At 65.5% G+C, this 23,521-nt stretch carries 12 protein-coding genes, 1 tRNA gene and 1 pseudogene; 6 read left to right on the top strand and 8 right to left on the bottom strand.

Annotated features, from left to right (window positions below; all coding sequences use genetic code 11):
• Positions 1 to 52: 52 nt before the first annotated feature.
• The 4 genes and pseudogenes from JHY01_RS19675 to JHY01_RS19660 all read left to right on the top strand — a co-directional run.
• Positions 53 to 763: pseudogene (locus tag JHY01_RS19675) on the top strand (methionine ABC transporter ATP-binding protein); the annotation flags it as partial.
• Between the two features lie 53 nt (positions 764 to 816).
• The gene (locus JHY01_RS19670) at positions 817 to 1,470 is read left to right on the top strand and encodes a methionine ABC transporter permease (protein ID WP_205327383.1); all 654 of its coding nucleotides are present in this window, start codon (positions 817 to 819) and stop codon (positions 1,468 to 1,470) included.
• Between the two features lie 32 nt (positions 1,471 to 1,502).
• On the top strand, positions 1,503 to 2,336 hold the full coding sequence (locus JHY01_RS19665; RefSeq protein WP_205327382.1) for a MetQ/NlpA family ABC transporter substrate-binding protein: 834 nt from the start codon (positions 1,503 to 1,505) through the stop codon (positions 2,334 to 2,336).
• Between the two features lie 90 nt (positions 2,337 to 2,426).
• Positions 2,427 to 2,499 (top strand) — tRNA-Trp (locus tag JHY01_RS19660).
• Between the two features lie 296 nt (positions 2,500 to 2,795).
• On the opposite strand, the gene JHY01_RS19655 is transcribed toward JHY01_RS19660, so the two are convergent.
• The 4 genes from JHY01_RS19655 to JHY01_RS19640 form a co-directional block, all read right to left on the bottom strand.
• Positions 2,796 to 4,238: a HEAT repeat domain-containing protein gene (locus tag JHY01_RS19655; RefSeq protein WP_205327381.1), complete on the bottom strand. Its 1,443-nt coding sequence runs from the start codon at positions 4,236 to 4,238 to the stop codon at positions 2,796 to 2,798.
• A 704-nt stretch (positions 4,239 to 4,942) separates the two neighbouring features.
• On the bottom strand, positions 4,943 to 5,335 hold the full coding sequence (locus JHY01_RS19650; RefSeq protein ID WP_205327380.1) for a hypothetical protein: 393 nt from the start codon (positions 5,333 to 5,335) through the stop codon (positions 4,943 to 4,945).
• On the bottom strand, positions 5,332 to 11,511 hold the full coding sequence (locus JHY01_RS19645; RefSeq protein ID WP_205327379.1) for an RHS repeat-associated core domain-containing protein: 6,180 nt from the start codon (positions 11,509 to 11,511) through the stop codon (positions 5,332 to 5,334). The genes JHY01_RS19650 and JHY01_RS19645 overlap by 4 nt, the downstream gene beginning before the upstream one ends.
• 28 nt (positions 11,512 to 11,539) lie before the next feature.
• Positions 11,540 to 17,206, bottom strand: coding sequence for a LamG domain-containing protein (locus JHY01_RS19640; RefSeq protein ID WP_205327378.1), 5,667 nt, complete (start codon positions 17,204 to 17,206; stop codon positions 11,540 to 11,542).
• Positions 17,207 to 17,974: 768 nt separating this feature from the next.
• Here JHY01_RS19640 and JHY01_RS19635 point away from each other — a divergent pair.
• Positions 17,975 to 18,145 carry a hypothetical protein gene (locus JHY01_RS19635; RefSeq protein WP_205327377.1) on the top strand — a complete coding sequence of 57 codons (171 nt, stop codon included), beginning with the start codon at positions 17,975 to 17,977 and terminating at the stop codon, positions 18,143 to 18,145.
• A 15-nt stretch (positions 18,146 to 18,160) separates the two neighbouring features.
• Here JHY01_RS19635 and JHY01_RS19630 read toward each other — a convergent pair whose 3' ends face one another.
• The 4 genes from JHY01_RS19630 to JHY01_RS27870 form a co-directional block, all read right to left on the bottom strand.
• Complete coding sequence (locus tag JHY01_RS19630; RefSeq protein ID WP_205327376.1) at positions 18,161 to 18,388, bottom strand: hypothetical protein; 228 nt, start codon at positions 18,386 to 18,388, stop codon at positions 18,161 to 18,163.
• 471 nt (positions 18,389 to 18,859) lie between these two features.
• Entirely contained in the window at positions 18,860 to 20,560 is a 1,701-nt protein-coding gene (locus tag JHY01_RS19625; protein WP_205327375.1) for a cellulase family glycosylhydrolase, read from the bottom strand.
• Between the two features lie 320 nt (positions 20,561 to 20,880).
• Complete coding sequence (locus JHY01_RS19620; protein WP_205327374.1) at positions 20,881 to 21,720, bottom strand: alpha/beta hydrolase; 840 nt, start codon at positions 21,718 to 21,720, stop codon at positions 20,881 to 20,883.
• 42 nt (positions 21,721 to 21,762) lie between these two features.
• Positions 21,763 to 22,572: a TetR/AcrR family transcriptional regulator gene (locus JHY01_RS27870; protein WP_205327373.1), complete on the bottom strand. Its 810-nt coding sequence runs from the start codon at positions 22,570 to 22,572 to the stop codon at positions 21,763 to 21,765.
• 110 nt (positions 22,573 to 22,682) lie between these two features.
• Here JHY01_RS27870 and JHY01_RS19610 point away from each other — a divergent pair, with 110 nt between their 5' ends.
• Positions 22,683 to 23,300, top strand: coding sequence for a GNAT family N-acetyltransferase (locus tag JHY01_RS19610; protein WP_205327372.1), 618 nt, complete (start codon positions 22,683 to 22,685; stop codon positions 23,298 to 23,300).
• Positions 23,301 to 23,521: the final 221 nt, after the last annotated feature.

The following is a 23,521-nucleotide window of genomic DNA, read 5'->3' as shown; positions in this document are numbered from 1 at the left end:
CGCCGCGCCCCGAAGCGGCGAACTCCCACAGCGAAAGCGATCTTCCCTCCTCATGGAACCAAGACCCGGTATCCGCCTGTCCGGCGTGACCAAGAACTTCGGTGACCTGGTCGCCCTCGACGGCGTGGACCTCGACGTCGCCCCCGGCGAGATCTTCGGCATCCTCGGCCGCTCCGGCGCCGGCAAGTCGACGCTCCTGCGCACCGTCAACCTCCTCACCAGGCCCGACTCGGGCACGGTCGAAGTCGACGGCATCGAGCTCACTTCGCTGCGCGGACGTGAGCTGCGGGCCTCGCGGGCCAAGACCGCGATGATCTTCCAGCACTTCAACCTCCTGTCCAACCGCAATGCGGCGTCCAATGTGGCCTTGCCATTGAGGTTCCGCGGGGTTCCCCGCGCCGTGCGGCGCGAACGCGCACTCGAACTGCTCGACCTCGTGGGCCTCTCCGACAAGGCGAAGGCCTACCCCGGGCAGCTCTCCGGCGGCCAGCGCCAGCGCCTCGCGATCGCCCGCGCATTGTCAGCCGCTCCTGCCGTGCTCCTTTCCGACGAGGCCACCAGCGCACTCGACACCGACACCACGGACGAGATTCTGGACCTGCTCGCGCGGCTCAACCGCGAACTCGGGCTCACGATCCTGCTCATCACGCACGAACTTGAGGTGATCACGCGCATCTGCCACCGTGCCGCGGTGATGGAGGAGGGCCGGTTCGTCGAGATCGGCGCCGTTCCCGAACTCCTCGCGGACCCGGACTCGCGCCTCGGCGGCCAGGCCCGGCGTCTCGCGGCCCGCCTGCTCGGCGAAGAGGTGGCCCGATGACGGACCGGCTCGTCGAACTCCTGACCGAGGCGTTCTGGGAGACGCTGCACATCGTGGCGGCCTCGGGCGCGTGGACGCTGCTGGGCGGGCTGCTGCTGGGGACGGTCCTCTACATCACGTCCAAGCCCGGCCCGAAGCCGATCGCGGCGGTGAACGCGCCGATCGGCCTGATCGTGAACATCGGGCGGAGCGCGCCGTTCGTGCTGCTCATGGTCGCTGTAGTACCCCTCACCCGCCTCATCACGGGCACGAGCATCGGCACCGAGGCGGCGATCGTGCCGCTCACGGTCGCGTCGATCCCGTTCTTCGCGCGCCTCGTCGAAGGCGCGCTCCTCGAAGTCCAGCCGGGCCTCATCGAGGCGGCCCGCTCGATGGGCGCGGGGACTCCCGCGCTCGTGTGGCGGGTCGTGCTCCCCGAGGCAACGCCGGGGTTGATCCGGGGCTTCACCGTGACGCTCGTCGCGATCGTCTCGTACTCCGCGATGGCGGGGATCGTGGGCGGCGGCGGTCTGGGCGACCTCGCCTACCGCTACGGCTACCAGCGCTTCGAGACCGAGTACATGATCTGGCCGCTGGTCATCCTCGTCGTGCTCGTGCAGCTCTTCCAGATCCTCGGCGACCGGTGCGCCCGCACCCTCGACCGCCGCTGAAGTTATTTCCCTACCTTCCTTAGGAGAACACCATGTTCAATCGCCGTGCCCTCGTGGGCGCATCCGTAGCGACCGCAGCCGCTTTGACCCTGGCCGCTTGCGGCAACGACGGCGGCTCGGAGGCCACTGAGACCGACGGCACGGTCGTCGTCGCCGCGACCTCCGTCCCGCACGCCCAGATCCTGCAGTTCGTGCAGGACGAGCTGGCCGAGGACGCGGGGTTGACGATCGAGATCGAGGAGTTCAGCGACTACCTCCAGATCAACCCGTCGACCGCCGACGGCTCGACCGACGCGAACTTCTTCCAGCACCTGCCGTATCTGGAGGAGGACAACGCGGCGAAGGGCACCGACCTGGTCGAGATCGCCCCCGTCCACATCGAGCCGCTGGCCCTGTACGCCAACACCGCGACCTCGGTCGAGGAGATCGGCGACGGCGCCCAGATCGCGATTCCGGCCGACCCGTCCAACGGCGGCCGCGCGCTGGCGCTGCTGCAGGACGCGGGTCTGATCACCCTCGCCGACGGGGTCGACGTCACCACCGCTACGGAGGACGACATCGCCGACAACCCGCGTGACCTGGAGTTCGTAGCCGTCGAAGCGGCTCAGCTCCCCCGCACCCTCGAGGACGTCGACGCCGCCGTCATCAACGGCAACTATGCCCTCGAAGCGGAACTGAGCCCGGCGGAGGACGCCATCGCGAGCGAGTCCGCCAAGAACAACCCGTACGCGAACTACCTGGTCACCACGGCCGCGAACGCGGGCAACGAGGACATCAAGAAGCTCGGCGAGCTCCTGCAGTCTGACGAGGTCAAGCAGTACATCCTCGACACCTGGACCGACGGCTCCGTCATCCCGGCCTCCTAACCTGCGACAACACCGCCGTCCACCCGGTTGCACCGGCCGATCCGCAACACGTAAGATAGTTGCGGCCAGGCCGGGCAACCGGACGGGCGAAGGAGTGTGGCGCAATTGGTAGCGCATCGGTCTCCAAAACCGAGGGTTGCAGGTTCGAGTCCTGTCACTCCTGCAAGATCATTACCAGCGGATACAGTCCCTGACCTGCATCAAGACAGGTCAGGGACTGTTCTTTTTGGACGTCCGGCCATGTCCCGCCAGAGCTGCCAAATCCGGCTAAATCCGGCTGGTTTTTCCAAATACGTTCCAAAGTTCTCCTGACTTCCGCGCGCAGAAGCTCCTGCCTGATCCATTGACAGCGATGTTCGTCACATACCCCTGATGTACCCGGATCTGTCCCGTTGGTTCGAAGGTCTTCGCATCGGACACAGCGATAGGCGCCGCCGTCTTGCTTTCAGCACCTGAGGATCAGCGCTTCTCGCCTGGACCAGATCCGGTTCGGCTGGTGTCCAGGAGCCATTGCAGGGTTTGGCGGGTGTCGAGGTACAGCTCGTTCGATCTGGCTCGGACGAGCGCTCGGAGCTCGTTGCGGAGTTCATCGTCCAGGGGTGCGCTGACGGAAGCGAGCTGGTAACGGCACAGGTAGTCCAGGCTCGTCAGGCCCTCGATCGACATCCATTGGTCAGCGTCGCGGTACAGGACCAGGCCCACCCAGATGCGATGCCAGACCCCGTGCGCGCGGAGCAGTGCCACCGCCGACCGACGGACGTGAGGCGGATGCGGGCCCTGGATGAGTTCACGCAAGACCGCGACCGGGGGCAGCATGCGTCGATCCGAAAGGTAGTGGGCCACGGCGCGGGTCACCACTGGCGCGGAATCGTCGAGGAGCCGGGATAGGTCACGGTCGGTGCCCAGACTCCTGAGCGCTTCTACCGCGGCAGCTCGGGTCTTCGGTCGTGGGTCGACGAGGAAGGGTTCAACGAGGTCGGCATCGGCTGCCTGGCCGCAGTCTCCCAATCCCTGGATCGCTGTTCTGGGCGCGGGCATCGGGCGTTGGAGCAGCGCTCGGTAGTAAGAGGCGGGATCGCGGCCGGCGCGGCGCAAACCCCACTGCGCAGTGGCGCGCACGGGCGCACTGCGATCGGTCAGGAACTCCTCGAGCCCGTGGAACTGCGCGAGCCTGACCAGTCCGGTGAGCGCGGCAGTCCGGACACGTCCCGATGGCGCTTTGGCCAAGGGCTGCAGCAGATCGGGGCGGTCACGTGTCAAGGCGCGGGCCGCCAGGGCGTCGGCGCATAGCTCCTGCAGGCGATCGTCGAACCGCCCAAGCGCGATGGCCGCCAGCAACGGCACCGCCAAGCGATCTCGCTCGATCAGTGTCTTCGCCGTCCAACGGGCTGATCGCCCATCGGCCGCTGCGAGGGCAGCCAGGAGTTCCTCGTCCGAGGCGCTACCGAGTTTGTCCAGAACCAGGTCGAGCATCGGTTCGGCATGTCTGCGTTCCCGGAGACGATAGGAGACGGTGAGCACCGCCCCGAAGATCTCGTGATCATGGGCTGAGATGAGACGGGCGAGCAGGCCGAGGGCGATCTTGCGGATCGGTTCCACATGGTCGACCGCCCGGACGAGCACCAGCGGATACAACTGCGGATAGGCCGCGACGCTCGAGTGGCGTAGTGCTTCGGCGCGCCGATGTCCGTCTCCCGAGGCCATCGCGAGCGCGAACCCGAGCGCCGTCTCGGGAAGTGGCACACCAACCTTGGCGATGTCAATGCCGGTGTTTCGGTACCGCGTCCAGGTCCGGGTCGCGTCATCGAATGCCAGCCATGACCGTGGGTCTGGAACGAGAAGGTCGTCGAGCGTAGCCTGAGCGCTGTCCGCCGCAGCGGCGGCCTCGAAGAGCTGGGCCATCGTAGGTGCTGTGAACCGATTCCGCACACCGCCGGGTAGGCCTATAGAGGGCACGAATGCCGCGAGCGCCTTCGTGTCACGACCAGACCGGTCCATCGCGGCTGGCCAACCCGACGGAGTTCTAGGGCGAGGCGAGGCCACTCCATTGACAGCAAATACCAAAGTGATGACCACCGCAACCACGAAGTGAAAGCCACTGGCAAGTCCAGAGGCGGTAAGTCCGATCACGGCCGAGACGACCAACGCTGCGACAAACAAGGAGGCCACACCGAACCGCCGCTTCTTCTGGCCAGAGCTCGTTCGTGAGCGCGGCAGCCCGAATCGCCTGGATACAGATGAGAAGGGCATCGACACGGCTCCGGGAAGTCATTAGTGGCTCGGTCGTTGTCTTGCTGCGGCTGATGAACTCACGGTTGATACGCGCAGGCACTCGCCGAAGCAGCGGTACGTCACTTACTTCGCGAGCCGCATTTGGATCGGCAACTTCTTCCAACTCGCCGTCCCAAGGTCTCTCGACGCGACCGTCACAGCGCAGACGCTCACAAGACCGAATCTTGCCATGAATCAGACAGACATCAACAATTTAGTCACGAGGAAGTCAATTCGCTCCACGGCACACCAGCCATAGTCGCTCATTCGATCACTAGGTGCGCCATCACTTACTCGAAATACCTCAATAACAACAAGGTCAGCCGATATATTTGTCATTCCCGAAATTCATGGATCATTTTGTCATTCGGGTCAGCAAGGCTGAAAGTAAGCCTCTCGACGCTCGGAAGAACGCTACGATCTTCAGCGAAGTCCGTGTATTCAATACCGGATATATACCCTGCGCTCAATATGATCCAAACAATCCCTAGCAACTGCCCATCTTCACCTATCTCGTCAATATTCACAGGCATAATTCCATCACGCAACGATATTATTGGCAGGTTCCCCACGACCCGCAATCCAATATCGGCATACGATGGATCGTAATCCACCTCGACTGCGTCGATCTGCAAACAGAAATGATCAAGATCGGGAAGCCCATCAACCGCCGCCCCACGGAGGATCGCTCTCTCATTTTCAGTGAGAGGCCTTGCGGCATCCGTCATCGCACACCCCTAACTGCATCCCAAGCCCCACTGATCCTTGGAACTCCGTTCACCATCATACCCGTGATCCGAATCCGTTGGCCCAAAATCATTCGGTCGACTTGGAAGAATCCCCTAGAGTCGGTCGAGATACTACCTCTATACAATGCACTAGTTATGCGTCCAATTGCCCGGCGCTCCCCGCCTGCCCTGCTAATAAACGATTCGAGATAATGCTTACTCCTTTTGGAGCCATACAAAATATGCCGAATCTTATTCGGCTGTAGCGCATCCTTAAGCGTAGTTGAAATTCTTGAGCCATTGATCGCGCTCGTAGAACCAGATGACGTACCGGAAGTGCCGCCACTGCGAGGCGAGCTAGAACCGTCGGGGAGGAGGTCGTCGGCGGCTTGGCCGGCTTTGCTTGCGATTGCTCGCTCGATGAGTGCTCCGGCGCCGTAGCCGACTCCTCCTGCAAGGCCGCCCATGACGGTGTCTCTTGCGACGGTCTCGGCGTCGTTGCCGTTTTCGGATGACGTGTATGCGGCGCCAAGCGCTCCTGCGCCGACCGCGCAAATTGCCGCACCAACCCCGACGGTTGCAACGCCGATTGCGACGCATCCGGTGATGACCGCCGCAGTGACGAGGATGCCGCCAATTTCGGCGTTGTACTCCCCATCTTTGAGGTTAGAACCGAACTCCTTGGTTGCTTCCCAGAAGTCGCCAGCGGCTTCCTTAACTCCGCCGAAGGGATTAGCAAGCGCATCAAAGTTGGGTTCGAGACCCCAGAGGAGTCCGGTGGGGTCGGCGAGGGTAATGGGGTTGTTGGCGGCGTAGACGTAGCCGGTGAGTTGCTGTTTGTCGTTGGCGTCAAGGAGCGGATCGACCTTGATGAAGCGCCCGAAGAGCGGGTCGTAGGTGCGGGCACCCATTTGGAGGAGGCCGGTGGGGTCTTCGGTGGCGCCGACATAGCTTTGCTGGCCGTACCATTCGCCGGAGCGTTCGCCTCGGGTGAGGCCGAAGGGGTCGAAGTAGCGGACGTTCTCACCGGAGTGCGAGACGGCGTTGACGGAGTGGGTGGCAGTGCCGTGGGGGTCTGCGCCGACCCATCGCCACAGGCTCATCGAGGTGCCCTTGCAGGTGGCGATGACGTCACCGGCGTGGCTGATGTAGCGGGTGGTGTCGAGGGTGTTCGCCTGCTTGTTCCAGACGATTTCGGTGTCGGGCAGGTAGAGGGTGGCTTTGTCGCCGTCGTCGCGGACGATGCGGCTGCCCTCTGCGTCGTAGACCATGCGGGTTTGCAGGTCGCCTTGACTGATGGCGGTGTTGTGGCCTTCGGCGTTCCACTCGAAAAGGGTGATGGATCCGCCGACGTCGCGCGAAAGCAGGTTCCCGGCGTCGTCGTAGGTGAAGAAGCTGTTGGTGCCGTCTTCGGATTGGACCTTGGTCGGCGCGTGCGCCTGGTCACTGCCCGCGGTCGGGTAGGTGTAGGTACGAGTCTCGCCGCCGTGGCCCGCCAGTAGCAGCGAGTCGGTGGCGCGGTTGCCGGCGGCATCGTAGCCGTAGGTGTTGTGGTACATCGCAGGGCCGCCGAGAACCGTGGTCTCACCGGTGGCGTTACAGGCACTATCGCCTGCTTGGGCCCAGGCTTCGGTCAGGCGCTGCTGGCCGTCGTAGTTGAAACACTGGGTCTCCCACCGGTTGGGGTTGTCGGCGGGGAGATCGGCAACGGATTGGATGTTTCCGGCGTCGTCGTAGGTGTAGCGGACGTCGGCGACGGTGGGGGCAGTGGTCTGGTGGTCGAAGGTGAACCGCTGGAGGCGGCGGGTGGTCTCCTCGTACTGATAGCCCTGGTAGGCAAATTTGTTGTTGTAGCTGGAGTTGAGACGTCGAGTCTGGATCTCGCCGTAGGGGGTGTAGGTCGCGGCGTCGACCACGGCGACCGAGTCGCCGCCGATGTCAGACAAGAGCGAAGTCTGGTTGCCGACGTTGTCGTAGTAATAGGACAGCTGCTGGGTACCGATCGAGCCCATCGCGTCGTAGCCGCGCCCCGAGACTTGGCCGTTGTCGTGGTAGGCCTGGTAGACGTAGTAGGTGCCCGCGAGTGCGCCTTCGCTCTCGGGGATGGTGATCTCGGTTTCCCCGGCCCGGCCGCCCTCGTCGTAGTAGGTGATGGTCTCTGAGTAGGTGTCGTCGCCGACGTGACGGGTGGTGGTGGCGGGGAGTCCGATCCCTTCGTAGGCGGTGTCGTAGGTCCAGGAGGCGAGGAGCGCGCCGGTGCCATCGCGGCGTTCCGTCAGTCGGCCGAGGTTGTCGTAGGCGAGCGTTACGGATTGGGTGCGGGCGTCGGTGATCGCGGTGATCTGTCCGGCGTCGTTGTAGTCGATGTGGGTGGTGCCGGAGTCGGGGTGGGTGGAGGTGGTGGTGCGTCCTTGGAGGTCGTACTGCCATGACCACGTGTTGCCGACGCCGTCGCCGACTTGGGTGATCTTGCCGAGCGGGCTGTAGGTGTAGGTCAGGGTGTCGAAGTCGCCGGAGGGGGCGCCGGAGTGGAAGGTGCGGATTTCGGCGGTGCGGTCGAAGGCGTCTTCGATGGTCGCGGTCGCGGTGCCGCCCTCGGGTGGGGTAACGCTGATCTGGTAGCCAGCGGTGGAGCCTCCGTAGGCGGTGGCGGTGCGCCACAGTTCATCCTGGCCGCGGAACTGGACTTGGAGCGTGGTGCGCCCGGCGGCGTCGAATGTCGATTCGACACGATTGGTCGAGGCGCCGCGTTCGACGACGGCGAGGACGTTGGAGGGGGTGCCGCTGACGTAGTCGGGGCCGCGGGTTTCTTCAACTCGGCCGTGTGTGTCGTAGCGGTTGAGGCTGACCAGGCGGCCGCCGTTGATCGTGTCGGTCTGGGTCTGGCGAGGACGCAGCAGCGAGTCATACAACTCGATCGTGGTGATGTAGTTGCCGTTCGCGCCGAGTTCCTTGGTGGTGACCGTGGACGGTGCGGTGGCCGAGAGGTTGTAGGCGAAGGTGCGGGAGGCGGATTCCGTGGCCCGGGTCCGGCCGGGCTCCCACACCGAGACCGTGCGTCCGAGCGCGTCGTAGGCGATTTCGGTAACGCGGTTGTTGGGGTCGACGATCTTCGTCTGGACACCCCAAGCGGGGTCGAGCGTGGTGACGGTGGCGTGTCCGGCGTTGTTCGTGGTGGTCTGCTGCGTGACCGGGCCAGCCCCTGTCGGGGTGTAGGCGGTCGCCGTGACATGTCCGGCGGGGTCGACGGTGCGGGTGACGCGGCCGATCGCGTCGTAGGTGTTCTGTGTGGTGTTGACGTAGCGGGCGGTACCGCCGACCGGCCAGGACTCCAGGATGGCAGTGCGGGTCAGCTGTCCCTTGGTGGGGTCGTCGTCGAGCCCGGTGTGGTAGTCGTAGTAGTAGCGGTTGGCGCCGAGAATGTCGCTGGCGCTGCTCGTAGTGGTGTCGCAGAGATGGTCGACGGTTTCGTCGCGGGAGGGCAGGTTGTAGATGTCGGCCGCAGCCGAGTCGGTGTACCAGGTGCGTTGGCAGGTCTCGTCGCCGCTCTTGGCGGTGTCGCCGTGGCTGGAGACGGCCGTGGGGCGGCCGAGGGTGTCGTAGGTGGTGTCGGTACGGGTGCGCTGCCACGTGGTGCCGGTCAGCCACCGGCGAGTCTCCTCCCGGGAGGGACCGGTTCGCCAGGCGTCGTAGGAGCCGCCGTCGTGGCTTTGGCTGGCGGGCTTGGCGGTCCAGTACCGGGTGAGTGCGCCTTGGAGGATCTGGGTGCCGTTGTAGGTGACCTCTTCGAACACCTCGCCCGAGAGCGCCTCATGGTCAGTGACCGCGGTGCCTTCGGTGCTGGTGAGCGTGACCGACCGCGTTCCGCTGTTGGGCAGCGGCTGGCCATCGAGGCCCCGGTAGTAGCGGGACTGAGCTACCTCTTGAGCTCCAGCGACAGCGTCGCCGACGCGGGTGGTGACCTGGGCGTAGCCGCGCCACTGGTTGTAGGTGCGTTCCGGTTTGCGGGTGTGGGCCGAGTCGTCCCACGCCCACAACACGCCGGTGCTGGAACCGGTGGTGGCGTAGTCGTAGAAGGTCGAGACCGATGGGGATTCGGTGATCGGGTCGGTCTGGGTGACTTCGGTGACGACGTACTTGTGGAACCAGTCTTCGACGGTCTCGGCCTGGCCTCTTGGTTTGGACAGGACCGGGAAGCACCGGCGCGTGTTCTCGGTCTTTGACGGCAGGCTCGCGCAGTCGGGTGCGGAGTAGCCGATGGAGATGACTGCGCCGGACTCGGTCTTGATCGAGGACATTCTCCAGCGCCACAGCTGGATCCGACCTGCGGCCTCGACCCGGTTTTCGAGGGCGTAGCCGCCGAATTCGATCTTGGGCAGGGCGATGTCGGTGCCGGTCTTGCCGGTCTGCTGGATCGACTTGAGCCACAGGACGACCTGGTTCTCCGACCCGTAGGTCTTGAACTCGTAGTCGAGGGTCCACTGGTCGACGTCGCGCCAGGTGGTGCCGGTGCGGACTTGCGTGGTGATGCCGGTGAGCCGCTTGGTGTCGAAGAAGACCGGGGCGAACTGCGTGGTGCAGGGCGCGGTGTGGCAGTTGAGGTCCCAGGGGGTCTCGGGCCAGGCGGTCTCGACCGGTTTGCTGTTGGCGTCGTAGCAGCCGGAGTTGCACCGGTCCGTGACGGTGAAGTTGATGCGGCCCGTGGCAAGGACCGAGGTGTCGCCTTCGCGCAGCCCGTATTCGATGCGGGAGAGGTAGGCCTCGCGGCCGTAGGAGGTGCGGTTGGCTTCGTCGCCGGCAGCGCCGTAGAAGCCGGTCTTGGTGGTGTAGGTGTAGCGGGCCATGTTGCCGGTGGTGTCGACGGCTTTGTCGATCAGCCACCGGTAGGCCTGGGCGCAGTCGGAGTCTTTGAACGCGGTGGCGTGGCAAGCTTCACCGGTGTGGTTGCCGAACACCGGGACAGTCAGGCGTGAGGCTGCGGCCGACCCGAAGTAGTAGGCGCTGCCGTCTTCGGTGGTGATCTTCCACGACTCGCTGGTTGCGGTCGAGGCGGTTGCGGTGGTGCCGAGCGGCTCGATCTTCCATGCCTGCCCGGAGTCGACGTACCACTTGCCTGAGGCGTCGTCCTTCAACAGGGTGGCGTTGACGCCGTTGAGGGAGACGGTGATGTGGTTGGACTTGCCGTCCCAGCACTGGTCGGCGGTGAAGTCGTTCTCGCCGTTGTTCGCGCCCGAGCCGAGGTCGTCGTAGCAGGCGGTGTAGGTGCGTTCGATGTAGCCCGGCTCGTAGGTCCAGCCGTCGCCGACCCAGGAGGCCTGGTTGTTCTTGCCCGAGGTGCGTCCGTCGTGCAGGGCGGAACTGTAGTTGAGCGCGATCTCGGGGACCGGGCCCGCGGTAGGTGGCACGCTGATCGGGACGGAGTAGGTGAACGCCCCGGTGTTCGACCCGGCTTCCCAGGAGCCGATCGATTCCAGCTTCGTGGCCGAGAAGTCCCCTGCGGAAGTGTCGGAGGCGGAGGTCGCAGCGACGGCCAGCAGCATCGGCTCGGCCGTGCTCACGGTCGCATCAGATGTGCCTGCGGCCCTTTTCAGGTCGACCGTGACGGTGTCGGCTTCGGGGTCGATATCGGACTCGATGACCTCGGTATCCAAACACCCGTCTGTGCCGGGGGTGGTGATGGCACAGGCGGGCAGGCGGATCACGGCTGCCCGGGTGTCCCAACCAGGTCCGAAGGCGGCCTCGGCATCGGCATAGTCCACGGCGAGCGCGCCGTTGGTACCGGTGTCGGTGACCGCTATGAGGAACCCGCTGATGCCGATGGCTTCGGCAGCAGCATCTTGGAGTACCGCGGCCGCACCCCCACCAGTGGTATCCAGCTTGACTGACGCGGCCACCTGGTCCGTGCCTTCGGCAGGTTCCCACCGCTGCCCGGCCGACGGGTCGGTCCATTCGGTCTCGCCCGGCTCCCAGTCCTCGGCGGCGACGGGGTCGTCACCGTCGATCTCAGCGGTCGGCGACCCGAAGTCGGGCATCAGCGGCGCCACAGCGAGCAAGCCCGCGCCAAGGGCACCGATCGCGGTGAACGCGATCGCCGATTGGGTAATCAGCCGCAGGCTCGGGCGCGGGGTGTGCAGCCAGGAACCGTCAGAGGCCAGGGAAGGCCGGGAGGCAGTCATTGCGAATAACTCCAGAATGGGGTGGGGGTCAGGAGCCGTTGGTGCGGGACATGTCGCCGATGCGGTCAGGATCGACCGTGGACGTCCACACTTGGACGTCGTCGATCCGTCCCCTGAGCTGCTGGGCTGGGGCGACGTTCACTCGCCCATGTGCACCAAGGTAGAACGGGCCTGTGGCGTTCCAGGGCGTGGAGGTGCCCGTACCGGTAGCGGCCTTGTCACCATCGATGTACATCGTCATGGTCCCTGCGGGGATGTCGACAACCACGGCGACGTGGTACCACTGCCCGGTCACGATCGGCACGGACGCTTCGACCTTGTGCCAGGTCACCGTGCTCCCCGTGTCCACCGAGGGCATTGCGAACTGGAAGCGCCGCTCACCGGTCGCGGCGTAGTAGTGCGAGTTCAGGTTGAACCCGACCCGGTCATTGCCGGCTTGCGACATGATCGTCTGCCACTCAGGTTCAGGGTCGGTGGCTTTTCTCGCGTCGATCCACACCCGGGTCGCGATGGTGAACGACGCGTCCGTGCGCACTACCGGCCCTGTGGTTTGGGCCCATGCGTTGTCGCTCATGAGCTGGAGCGAGCAGGTGGAGCAGCCGTATTTGTTCTGGCCCCACCGGTAGTCGGTGTTGCGGGTGCCGTTCACCGTAAGGTTGTGGCCACCTTCGGAATCAATTGTTCCCATGTTTCGGTCGAACGGCCAGTTCCCTTGCCGGTCGGCCGCGGGGTTGCCGCCGTATGCTTCGGCAACTTGTTCAGCAGTAATAGCGCCACGCCACAGCTGTGCTGTCGAGATCGCGCCATCGAAGTAGCCGCCTCCCGCGCTCCCCGAAGCGTTGCCGCGGCAGCCGATATTGAGCTTCCCGAACCCGTCCCAAGGCGTGAAGGTGACCGTCCGAGAGGCGACGGAGACGCCGTTGACGAAGAGGTTCATGGTGGAGTTCACCGCGTCGTACACGGCGGCCAGATGCGTCCATTCGCCGAGCGTGGCGACCGTCGGCGCGGTGACGTTCTGGGTGCCGGTACCGGTGGGCCCGGTGCCCAAGCTGACACCCCACTTGCCGTCAGTCCACATGCGCAGCTTGAACTTGTAGTACTCGCCGCCACCTTCACCGAAGACGATCTGCTCGCTCGTCGTGTTCACTGTGTCGGGACGCACCCATGCGGCTACCGAGAACGAAGCGTCAGAGTGGTTCTGTGCGGCGTCGCCTGCGGTGACGCAGGAGGTGCCGTCAAGGTTGATCGCCGAGTTCTTGCGACCCCACTGGTCGTCCTGGCTCCAGTCGGCGCCCGCGGGGACGGTCAAGTGGTTGGCCTGCATGGAGGAATCGTCGGCGTCACCGCGCATGAGCCACTCCCCGGCGAGGCCCGCCGGGAGGTCGCCGGCCATGACTGTCTTCACGTTCGCGTCGGTGAGCAGCCCGGTCCAGATGCCGACGTGCTGGATCGCGCCCTTGAAGTGCCCATTCTGGTAATTGGTGTCGGTGCGACTGTTGCAGCCGATATTGACCGGGCCGGTGGCGTTCCACGCCTCATGTTCGAAGGACCGGGTTGCCTGGAGGGCGCCGTCGACCCACAACTGGATCACTTTCGAACCGGGGTCGACGGTCGCCGCCAAGTGCGTCCAGTCGCCCAGGACCGGGGCCGTGGTCGAGGAAGCGCGCACGACCGAGCTGGTGTCGGCGGTGTCGCTCGGGTTGAGCATCAGGTCCCACTGCTGCGAGGCACCGCGGTAGCGGAGCGCGAACCCCGTCATGTGCTCACCGGACTGCGACAGGATCGTGCGGATGTTCGTATCGGTGGTGTCGGTCCGCACCCAGGCGGCCACGGTGTACGGCGTGCTGGTGTCGATGACCGCGCCTTCAGTGGATACGCAGTCGGTACCGCCGAAGAGCATCGCCTGGCCCGGAGGGGTCTCGGCACCCGAGTCGACCCACCCTGAGGTGCGGCCCATGTTCAGGTCGTGGTTGGTACCTGAGTCGGTGCCGGTGTTGTCGCCCAAGACCCAGGCGTCGTCGAATCCGTCGCCATCGAGGCGCCAGGCCGCGGCGGGCGCGGGCGCGACCGTGCGGGGGGCATAGAAGTCGGCTTGGGTGCGCTGTGCTTTGTTCCCGGCTTTGTCCTCGGCCCACACGTACAGCCAGACACGGCCGCCACTTGCGGGTGCGGTCACCTTGATGGTCGCCGAACCGTTGCTGGCGGGCTCATATTTTGCGGGGACTTCGGCGTCGAGCCCGTAGCGGAAGCCGGCAAGGCCCGAATGGGCGTCACGGGAGGTGACTTTGAATGTCACTTCCTGGCCAGCCTGCGGGTTGGCGGGGCTGACCAGCTCTACCGTCGCGGGGACCGGGGAGGTCGTGTCGATCCGGAAGTAGCACCAGTAGTCGGTGTAGTTGTCCGATCCGGACGCGTAATTGTCGAGCGACTGCATCCGCCACCGGTATTCGCCGGACGGCAGCGCTTGGTTCTTCGGCACAACCCAGGTCTGGCGGGCCCCGTCGGTTTGGTTGCGGGTGGTCGACCATGTCCGGACGTTGTTGGTCGATCCTTTCTGACGGATTTCGATCCGCGCGCCGACCTTCCCGTCGGCGTCATGCGGGATACCCGAGAGTGAAGGATGGATCTCCGTCGTCCAAGGTGCGCTCGTGTAGCCGGCGGTGTTGCAGTCTTTCCCGTTGGTTTTCAGGCTCGTCGGGTTCCCTGCATGGGTGTTGTAGGTGACCTGCAGTTCGACGGATTTGATGTCGATGCGCCGCCACGCGTACGGATCGCCCTCATCGGAGGATCGCACCATGAACGACATCCAAGAAGTGCCGGCGTTCACCCGCGATTGCAGCCGCGACTTGATCTCACCGGTGTCGAAGTTAATGTCCCGGTCAGGGTAGTTCGTCGAGCATCCCGTCGCATTCGAGGAGGCGACCGACTTCGTCTGCAAATGCTCCTGCGATGCAGAGGTGATCGAGTTCCACGTGGTCCCGTTGGAGAGCTTCCGGTTGACGTCGTAGAGCGCCAGGTCCGCCGAGCCGCAACCGCCGGAGTGCGTCTGCGTCATCGCGACCTTCGCGGTCAGGATGTCCTTGTTGTCGAGCTTGTCGATGTCGAACCGGACCGCGGAACGCCACAGCCCGCACGCGTCAGGGGCGCACGAGGCCCAGATGTTCAAGCCGACGCGCATGCCACCCTGCCGAGGCCAGTCTTTGTCATTGGTCCACGACGAGGACGGCCTGCTCTTGAAGATGTTCGCCCACGCCAGACGGCTGCCGACGAACGGCGGGTCGATGGTGATCGGGAACTGCGCGTCCGGGTCTGACAAGACCGCAGGGTCGGGAGTAACCGTGAGCGTCCCGTCGGTCAGGGCCACATCGACATCGGCGTACAGGCCCGGCATCGCGTCATCCGGTCCCAGCTCACTGACCGGTTCGCTCTCAGCGGCTGCGGCGAAGGCCTCGGGTGCAGCACCGTCGGGGTCGAGCGAGGCGTCCCACATGAACGCGCCCGGCGCGGTGAACACCGTCTCGCCAGCGGCGTCGGTCGCGACGACCGCGCCGTTCGCGTCCTGTGCCACGGTCAGTCCCTCGGAGCTGATGCCGATGTCGATCGACGCCAAGGCAGGGTTATCCCGGGCTTCGGCGTTCTTGACGATCAACGCGTAGGTGAAGCCGTCGACGTTTGAGGTCACCTGCAGGTCGACCCCCGCGAGCACTTCCGCGTAGGTGGCGGTGTCTCCGGCGATGACCGGCACGGGAAGCGTTCCCGGCCAGGTCAGAGCCACGGTGCCGCCCTCGGGTGAGGTGGCGGTCACGAACGGGCCGTCGCCTCCTGTGGAAACGGTGATGTCGGAGACCGCGGCGACGGTCGTGATCGCGCCCTCGGCGGTCTCGGTGAAACTGGTGTCGACCTCGACCCAGTCCCCTGAAGCGTCGGGCGCCCATGCCGGTACGGTCTCGACCTCGGCGGTCAAGAACCCTGCCGGATCGGCAGTGACCTGGGTGTCGTAGTCGGCCATGCCGGTCACCGTGACGGGCACACCGCAGGCCTCGGCCAGCAACAGCGCCCCGCCCTCGCTGAAGGACTCGGGCACCTCGCCAGCAGCCAAGTCGTACGGGCACTCCAACGAGGTCGTCGCGACGGTCTCGAGCGTATCCATAGTCGAGTCGACTTCGAACGCACACCATGTCGTATAACGTGCCGACACGCCGTCCGTGGTGTTGGCTCGGGCGCGAACCTCGTAGACACCGTCCGTGAGTTCGGTCTCCGCCTGCCATTCGTACGGCATGCCCGAGGGAACCGTGGTGGGGCTGATGTGCTCGGCGACCGTGGTTCCGGCTGCGTTCCTCACCCAGAAGCTCATGTTCGCTTCGCCGTCACTGGAAGTCGGCACCGCCGAGAACGTCGGCAGCGTCCCCGAGACCCGGGCACCGGCGGGGGCGAGGCAGTTCGTCCCGTTGACTGTCAGATCCGAGGGGACCGCCATCGTCGGCTGGTAGGACAACGTCAGATGCGCTGTCGCGACGTCGGCGCGAACCCATTGCTCCCGGTTGGCCTCATCGGCCGTTTTGAGGCCCAGCGTGATCGACTGGTACGGGACGTTCGCGTGCCGGTTGACATGGTAGGTGAGGTCCTCAGAAGCGAAGTTCACCTCGCGGGTCGGGTTGACCACGGAACAACCGCCAGCGGCATTCGCGCTCGCGACCGTCTTCGTGTCCAGCGGGGCGCCGTGCAGCCACTTGCCGGCGGTGGAGTTCCAAGAGGTCGGCGTGGTGCCCTTGCTGATGATGTTGGTCTGCCACAACTCCAGCGGGTAGGAATCGCAGCCACCGGTGTGTTTGAGGGTGAGCGACATGGTAGCGGCGCTGACCGTAGCGTAGTTGAGCTTCGATAGGTCGAAGCGGATCATGGAGCGCCAGACGCCGTAGCCTTCCTCACCGGGGGCCGCCCAGCCGTTGAAGCCCATGCGCAGCCCGCCCGAACGCGGCCAGGCCGCGTCGTCCCACCAGGTCGAGTCCGCGTACTGGCCACTGCCGACCGTCGCCCAGGCGTTGATCGTGGATTCGAAGGACGGGTCGATGACGATCGGGAACACCGTCGCCGGATCGGTCAGCATCCCCGCATCAGGGGTGATCGCCAGGGTCTTGCCGTCCAAGCGGACGTCCATTTCCTCAACCCGGCCTGGGTCTCCAGGGTCGATGTCCGAACCCGTGTCCGTCTCCGCCAACGCCGCAGCGAAGCCCTGGGTGGGTCCTGCAGCAGGGATGTCCGCGGAGGCCGGAATCGAGGAGTCCCACATGAGGGCGTTGTTCGCCGCCAACACCACTTCGCCGGTGGCGGGATCGATCGCCGCAAGCGCATCAGTGGCCGCGTCCTGGGTGACTTCGAGAGTGCCACCGAGTTCGACGTCAATCTGGGCCAGCTCGGGGTTGCCAGCAGCCTCGGGGGTCTTGACCTCGAGTTGGTAGGCAAACCCGGTCGCACTGGCCTCGACCAGGAGGTCCACCCCGTCGAAGACCTCGCCGTAGCGGGCGAGGGCGCCGTCCAGGACCGGTTCGGGCAGCGGCTGAGGCCACCACAGATCCAGCGTTCCCCCGTCTTCGGTCGTTAGGCTGGCCAGAGGCTGCGCGTCTCCGCCCGAGGACACGGTCACGCCTCCAGGTACCGCGGCGGCGCTGATGAGGCCGTTCTCGTCGGTGATCAATCCTGGGTTGATGTCAACCCACGTACCCGCATCATCGGTAGTCCACTGCGGCGTCGCATACACCGCGGCAGTGACAGTGCCGTCAACCTCGGCGGTGAACTTCGCGTCTGCCTCCCGCAGCGCGTCAACTTCAACACCGCGGCCGCATTCCGCCGCCAGATCCAGCCCTGTGGTCTCGGAATCGACCACGAAGGCGGGGTCATCGATGGCCGCGCAATCGACGCCGTCAGATGATGGCTCCTCCGCTTCCGCCCGACCGGCCAAACCCACGGAGGCCGCTACCGCGGCAACGAGCGCGAACACGCCCGCGTGACGCGACCGCGTACGAAGCGCGCTGTGCAACGATCGATCAAAGAGGAAACGAGGGGTATGGAGCATGTGGACATCACATTCAGTTAGACAGCCGGGAAGCTGATCACGTACACGAAGCGGGACGAGACCGAGCGTCACGCTAACGAACCCGAGTCACCCTCGTCAACCGTCTGCAATCGATCCACAACTAACTGAAGAGACAATTTGGACTTCTAGCCGACTCCAAACCGGATTGCCCCTCTAGCGAATCTTAGAAGATTCCATGGCAACCGCATGCAAACCCACAGTAAGGGCACGATACGCGGGCCGGATGTTCGAGACTCCGATCGTCCATTTGTCTACAATGCTTCCACCGAGATCACAGTTTCATAACCATTCGAACTCTGAGGTGGGTCCTCCAGATGGACCACGCGCTCGGACTCTCGAGGGGCGGCTGGACCACCGGTATCCGCTTCGATGCCTATGCCGACCGTGCTCAACCTCAAGCTCACCGCCGGGCAGCGGCGCGACTCGCCACAGTTCGCTCTGGTCCTAGACCAGATCAGTGTGCCCCGGCTCGGACCCGACCGCCACAAATCCAGTCCACGGAAGGTCTTGGCCGACAAGCCCTCGCGCCACTGGCCGTGAATGAAGCACTTTGAGCTATTCAGGGCGGTCGATCCCAAGCAGCTTGATGCGGGTCGGCCTCCCGAACATCCGGACCTCCCGCTCCTCCCCTATGGCCATGTCGATCACGAAGATTCCCGGAGAATTGACGATGGAGATCCGGTGATGGTTGTCCTCGCCCCGCTCGTCGCGGACGAGGCGGGGACGGATGACCGAGCCGTTCGGGAGTTCCAGGGCGACCGTGTCGCCGGCTTGCGGGCGCATTGCCTTCTCAGGTGCGGCTTTCGGCTCGGATTCGCTCTCGGCTTGCCATGGGAACCGGAAAGCGGAGCCTCGAGGCTGCGGTTTGGGAGCGGGTTCGGCCCGGTACGTTGGTGCTCTTGGGGTAGCAGTAGAACACCTGCGTCCCTGCCACCAGGGGCCAAGCCCACCGTGGGCCAGGCCCCCGAGACGGCGTCGGCGCTTGGGCCGCTTCTATCGTTTGACCTGCCTCGACCTTTTGCCCCTGCAGATCAGGTGGAGGGCATCTCCGGCGCGCCGGAGATGCCCTCCACTTTTTATTGTCGAGTACCGCGACCAGGCTCGGAGCAGTGGTGCCCCGCCCCGCGGCGCTGTAGACGAATCTCTTGTTGCAGTAACAGATTCGCCGAATCCATAACCGTGGTTTCGCCGGAACTCGAACCTCGGGCGCTGGCGAATGTCGGCGCCCACAGGCCATCGATGTGCTGTCGGGGGTCAAATCGCCACGCCGACGACGGAGTCGCCGGTCCGCGTGACCGAGTATTCGAGGATCTCGCCGCTCCAGAAGTGGAACGTCAAGATGACCTCCTCGCCCTCGCGGACGTCTTGGAAGAACCGCGGCTTGAGCCAGATGTCGCCGTCGGCGTAGTCGGGCGAGAAGGCCTCCTCGAACTCCTTGAACGAGGTCCAATCGTGCGGACCAGCGTTCCCGCCCTCGGCGTACACGGCCTCCATGGTGGCCAGTTGGTCGCCGTTGAACGCCGTCGGGATACGGAAGTCCTCAGTGGCGCCCTCCAGGTCGTCGAGGACCGGTACCTCGAAGGTGATGACGTGGAACTTCCACGGCACGCCCTTCGAGAATCGCGCTTGGATGACGGCCTGCTCGCCGTGCCCGCCGCCGGCGACGAGCCCTTCAAGGAACGCGGCTGAGAACGTCAGTTGATCGCCGCTGAGGGTGTAGTCCCTGCCCGCCTTGAGCTTCTTGCCGTCGAGACGGAGGTCCTTGAACTTGAGACCGTTGTGGTTGAGCGTGACGGTCTGCGCGGTCACCGGCTCGTCCGAACGGATGTAGATCTGGTCGGACGAGGCCGTGCCGGACCGAGTGGTCCAGCTCGAGGCGATGTGCGCGAACAGGTCCGGGTCGTTCCACTCGAAGGTGCTGCGGTTGAAGTGCTGGCCGTTGTCCCACCACATGGTGGTGATCTGCTTCTGCTGCGCGTAGTAGTTGAAGTGCTCGAAGAACTTCAGCTTCTCGCCCTGCTGGACGGTGCCGGTGTGGCGGTCGAAGCCGAGCAGGCCGTACTCGCCGAGGATGACCGGGATGCCGCGCGCGATGAAGGTGTCGTGGACGCGGTCGAAGTTGTCCTCGGTCCACTGGCGCACCTCGTCGTCGAAGCGGGTGAACCCGGCGACGTTGACGCTGAACGGCCAGAACCCGTAGTCGTGGACCGTGGCGACGAGGTTCGGGTCGTCGAGTCCGAGGATGGTCTCCAGCACCGGGTCCATGCGCTCGGAGGTGGAGCTGGTGTGCATCGTGGGAATGACGAGGGCGCGATCGCCGTTGTTGCCGCCGGAGGCGCGGACGATCTCGTGGAACGACACGTTGAGCTCGTGTAGGGCCGCGGCCTGCGCCTCGAAGTCGACGTTGCGGAACTGCGGCTCGTTGATGCTCTCGAACAGCAGCTGGTGCGGGTGGTCTTTGAACCGCTCGGCGATCTGGGTCCAGATGGCGTCGTACTCGGCGCGGACGTTCTCGGGGTCGGTGCCCATGTCCCAGATCCACATCCACGAGTCGTGGTGGGTGTTGAGCAGGACGTACAGGTCCTCCTCGAGCGACCAGTCGACGATCTCCTCGACGCGGTCCATATAGGCGGGATCGATGTCGTACGGCGCGGTTCCGTCGGTGCCGCGCCCGCGCCAGGTTACCGGGATGCGGATGCTGTTGAAGCCCTGGTCCTTGATGAACGCGATCTGTTCGCGCGTCACCATCGGGTTGCCCCAGGCGGTCTCGTCGTCGCCGAGGGCGTCGAGGGTGTTGCCGAGATTCCAGCCCGGATGCATGGCGGCGACGGTGGCCTGGACGGGTGTCAGTGCGGGCGGCTTCGGTTCCGGAGCGGCGTCGGCGGCGGCGGGAACGGCCGTCGCCACGATCACGACCGCCAACGCGGCGAGGAGTTTCGTTTTCAGACGGTGCAAAGCAGATTGCCCTTCTTCATCGCGCAGCGCGTTCTCGAGCGCGTTTCGGCACGGCGTGTGCTGCGGTGTCGGACGGGCGCCGGTGGAGGGATGCACCCCCGGCGCTTCCTGACCAGGATCGCCGACGCGATCGGCTCATGTCAATAGTTGCTTGAGAAAACAAACTAACTTCCTGCTGGTAAACGCCTTCACGACGCCCGATCCTTCATGCGGCTACGAACGAAGATGCCAGCCGGGTCGTCTCGGCTGTAGCGACCGCAATCGGGCCGCGCAGACCGCCCGCCGTCACCGTCAGGCCTTCAACGCATCGGCGGGCGAGTTCATTGCCGGGGTTCGGTAAGGCCGAGGTCGTCGGCTTGTGCAGTGACGCCGTCGATGACCTGGGCGCCGCCGGTCAGGGCCGGGTCGTTGTGGCTGTAAGCCTCGACTTCTATGAGGGTGACCTGGACTCCGGTGGCCTGCGCGGTTTCGGCGACTGCCTTGCTTTGGCCTGCGGGGATGATCTCGTCATATTCGCTGTAGATCACGGTCACCGGCGCGCGGTTGGAGGCGAGGTCGTCGATGATGGGGAAGCGGTCTCGGAGCAGGAGCCTCACTGGTAGTAGCGGATAGTGCTCTTGGCCGACGTCGGCGAGGCTCGTGAACGGTGAGCGCAGTATGAGGCCGGCAGGATCGATCTCTGTGGAGAGTCCGGTGACGACGCCTGCTCCGATGCTCTCGCCGAAGAGGAGGATGCGGCCCGGCTCGAAGCGGTCGTTCAGGTGGTCCCAAGCGGCCCGGGCGTCGGCGTAGAGGCCCGTTTCGCTCGGCGAACCGGGGTTGCCGCCGTAGCCGCGGTAGTCGAGGAGCAGGACGGTGAAGCCTTCGGCGGCCAGTGCGGTGGCGAGCGGTGTGCGCCCGGCGCGGTTGCCGGCGTTGCCGGGTGCCACGAGGACGGCCGCGTCGCGGTCAGTGGTGGGGTCGGGGGCGAACTCCCAGGCCGTCAGGTCGAGGCCGTCGGCGGTGCGCAGCTCGATTGCAACGGCCCCATGAGGAACGGAGGGTTGGGCGGTGTCGGGGAAGTAGATCAACTCCCGCTGCCAGATCCAGACCGCGAGGATCACCAGGGCTCCTGCGATCACGATGATGATGCAGACGCGGAGCAGCCCGGTCCAAGACATACGAGCATTATGCAGGGAAACGGCGGCTCTCACGTCGCTCGCCTAATTGTTGTCCGTCCTCGCGGGGATCACGCTGGTTTCCAGGCCGTCCAGGAGCGTCTTCAGCGCGAAGTCGAACAGCGCGTCGAAGTCGACGACCATCGACTCCGGTCCGAAGTGCTCGGACAGGAACGGGAAGTCGCCCAGGAGGTCTGCGAGTTCCTCTCCCCTGTGCGACCACCATTCCTCCATGGTCTGGCCGGTGGCGGCGCGCTCGGTCTCCTCGGCTGCGGGGAGCAGGGCGAGGCCCTGGACGAGACCGGAGACCGCCAGGTACACCGACAGCAGTCGTTCCGGGCCGACGCCGGGCTGTTCGATGCCCGTGAGGATGCGTTCGGCGGCCGAAAGGAGCCCCCGGCCGATCGGCGGGCGACTGCTGGCGATCGCGGGCAGTACCCAGGGGTGACGCCGGTAAAGACCCCATTCCTCACGGGCCTCGTGCTCCAGCCGGGATCGCCAGTCGGCCAGGTGGCCGCCGGGAGGTTCGACCTCATCGAGGACGGCATCGGTCATGGCGACGACGAGCGCGTCCCGGGAAGGGAAGTGGCGGTAGAGACTCATGGTGGCGATGCCGAGTTCGGTGGCCAGGCGGCGCATGGTGAGTCCCGCGAACCCGGTGCGGTCGGCCAGCGCGATCGCGGCGGTGGCGATGCGGCCGGAGGTGAGCGTTCGGGGCCGGGCGACGCGTTCCACCGGTGGGGCGGCGGCGCGGGCGCGGTAGGCGCGCGCCTGGCAGGAGCGGGAGCAGTAGCGGCGGCGGCGCCCGCGCTCTGGCTGGTCGATCTCGGTGCCGCATTGGGAGCAGCGGTCCACGGCGGTTCCATTTCGTCACAAGGCTCATCGTGTGACGAAATCATAGACCTTCCTGGCAGCGAGGGATAGTTTCGTGATGTCGATACGACGTACATTTTCGAGGAGGCATCATGAGTGCGATCACGATCCGCAGGGCCGGCGGAGCCGACTTGGAGGCCCTGGTGCCCGCTTACGCGGCGGCGACCGCCGACGAAGCGACCAATGCGTGGGTGGCGTCGGCCGGGCCGGTACCGGAGGACGCGTATGCGCAGTACCTGACCGAGTCACTTCGGGACCACCTGACCGACGACGAGGTGTGGGTCGCCGAGCGGGACGGGGACATCGCGGGCATCTCGGTGTGGCGGCAGGTGGTCTCGGCCGATCAGCTCAAGCTCGAGGCCGACCGGGCCGCGGCTCTGGCCGAGTCTACCGGCTTGGCGGTCCTGCGCCGGGCCGAGACGGCGTTGCGCGCCACCGGCGCGGCGCATCCCGACCGGTTCCCGCACCTGTACCTGTACCTGATCGCCGTGGCGCCCGAGCATCGCGGGGCCGGCGCGGGCGGGGCGATGCTCCGCGAGCGGCTGGCGGTGGCCGACCGCGAGCGGACGCCCGCATATCTGGAGGCGAGCACCGAGGACTCGGCGCGCCTGTACAAGCGGTGCGGGTTCGAGGAGACCGGCGAGCGCATCCAGCTGCCCGAGAGCGGACCTCGGCTGATTCCGATGTGGCGTGAGCCTGCCGGATCGTGAGAGCGCGGACCGGGCGTGCCCGTCATCGACCTTGAGCTTGGGGTACCGCTTGCGGCGAGGTTCGGTAGACGCTCGGCCGGGATCTCCCGGCCGAGCGTATCGCCTGGAGTACCTCGGCGGTGCCCCGGCCGACGAGCCGGTTGCACGTCTTGGCCACCGGTACACCCGCCGTCTCCTCGTTCCCTCGGTTCGACGCGCCGGATCGCAGCAACGGCGGGTGC

The sequence above is a fragment of the Glycomyces sp. YM15 genome (genome assembly GCF_016918015.1).
Classification (GTDB): Bacteria; Actinomycetota; Actinomycetes; order Mycobacteriales; family Micromonosporaceae; genus Glycomyces.
Note: the sequence above shows the minus strand (reverse complement) of the source record. Positions and strands in the feature narration are given on the sequence as shown.

Bases quoted from the DNA above. Each gene is read 5' to 3' on its own strand.
- JHY01_RS19610 (WP_205327372.1), top strand. From the start codon at position 22,683: ATGAGTGCGATCACGATCCGCAGGGCCGGCGGAGCCGACTTGGAGGCC.
- JHY01_RS19635 (WP_205327377.1), top strand. From the start codon at position 17,975: ATGCCTATGCCGACCGTGCTCAACCTCAAGCTCACCGCCGGGCAGCGG.
- JHY01_RS19645 (WP_205327379.1), bottom strand. From the start codon at position 11,511: ATGACTGCCTCCCGGCCTTCCCTGGCCTCTGACGGTTCCTGGCTGCAC.
- JHY01_RS19655 (WP_205327381.1), bottom strand. From the start codon at position 4,238: ATGGCCCAGCTCTTCGAGGCCGCCGCTGCGGCGGACAGCGCTCAGGCT.
- JHY01_RS19650 (WP_205327380.1), bottom strand. From the start codon at position 5,335: ATGACGGATGCCGCAAGGCCTCTCACTGAAAATGAGAGAGCGATCCTC.
- JHY01_RS19620 (WP_205327374.1), bottom strand. From the start codon at position 21,720: ATGTCTTGGACCGGGCTGCTCCGCGTCTGCATCATCATCGTGATCGCA.
- JHY01_RS19630 (WP_205327376.1), bottom strand. From the start codon at position 18,388: ATGCGCCCGCAAGCCGGCGACACGGTCGCCCTGGAACTCCCGAACGGC.
- JHY01_RS19665 (WP_205327382.1), top strand. From the start codon at position 1,503: ATGTTCAATCGCCGTGCCCTCGTGGGCGCATCCGTAGCGACCGCAGCC.
- JHY01_RS19670 (WP_205327383.1), top strand. From the start codon at position 817: ATGACGGACCGGCTCGTCGAACTCCTGACCGAGGCGTTCTGGGAGACG.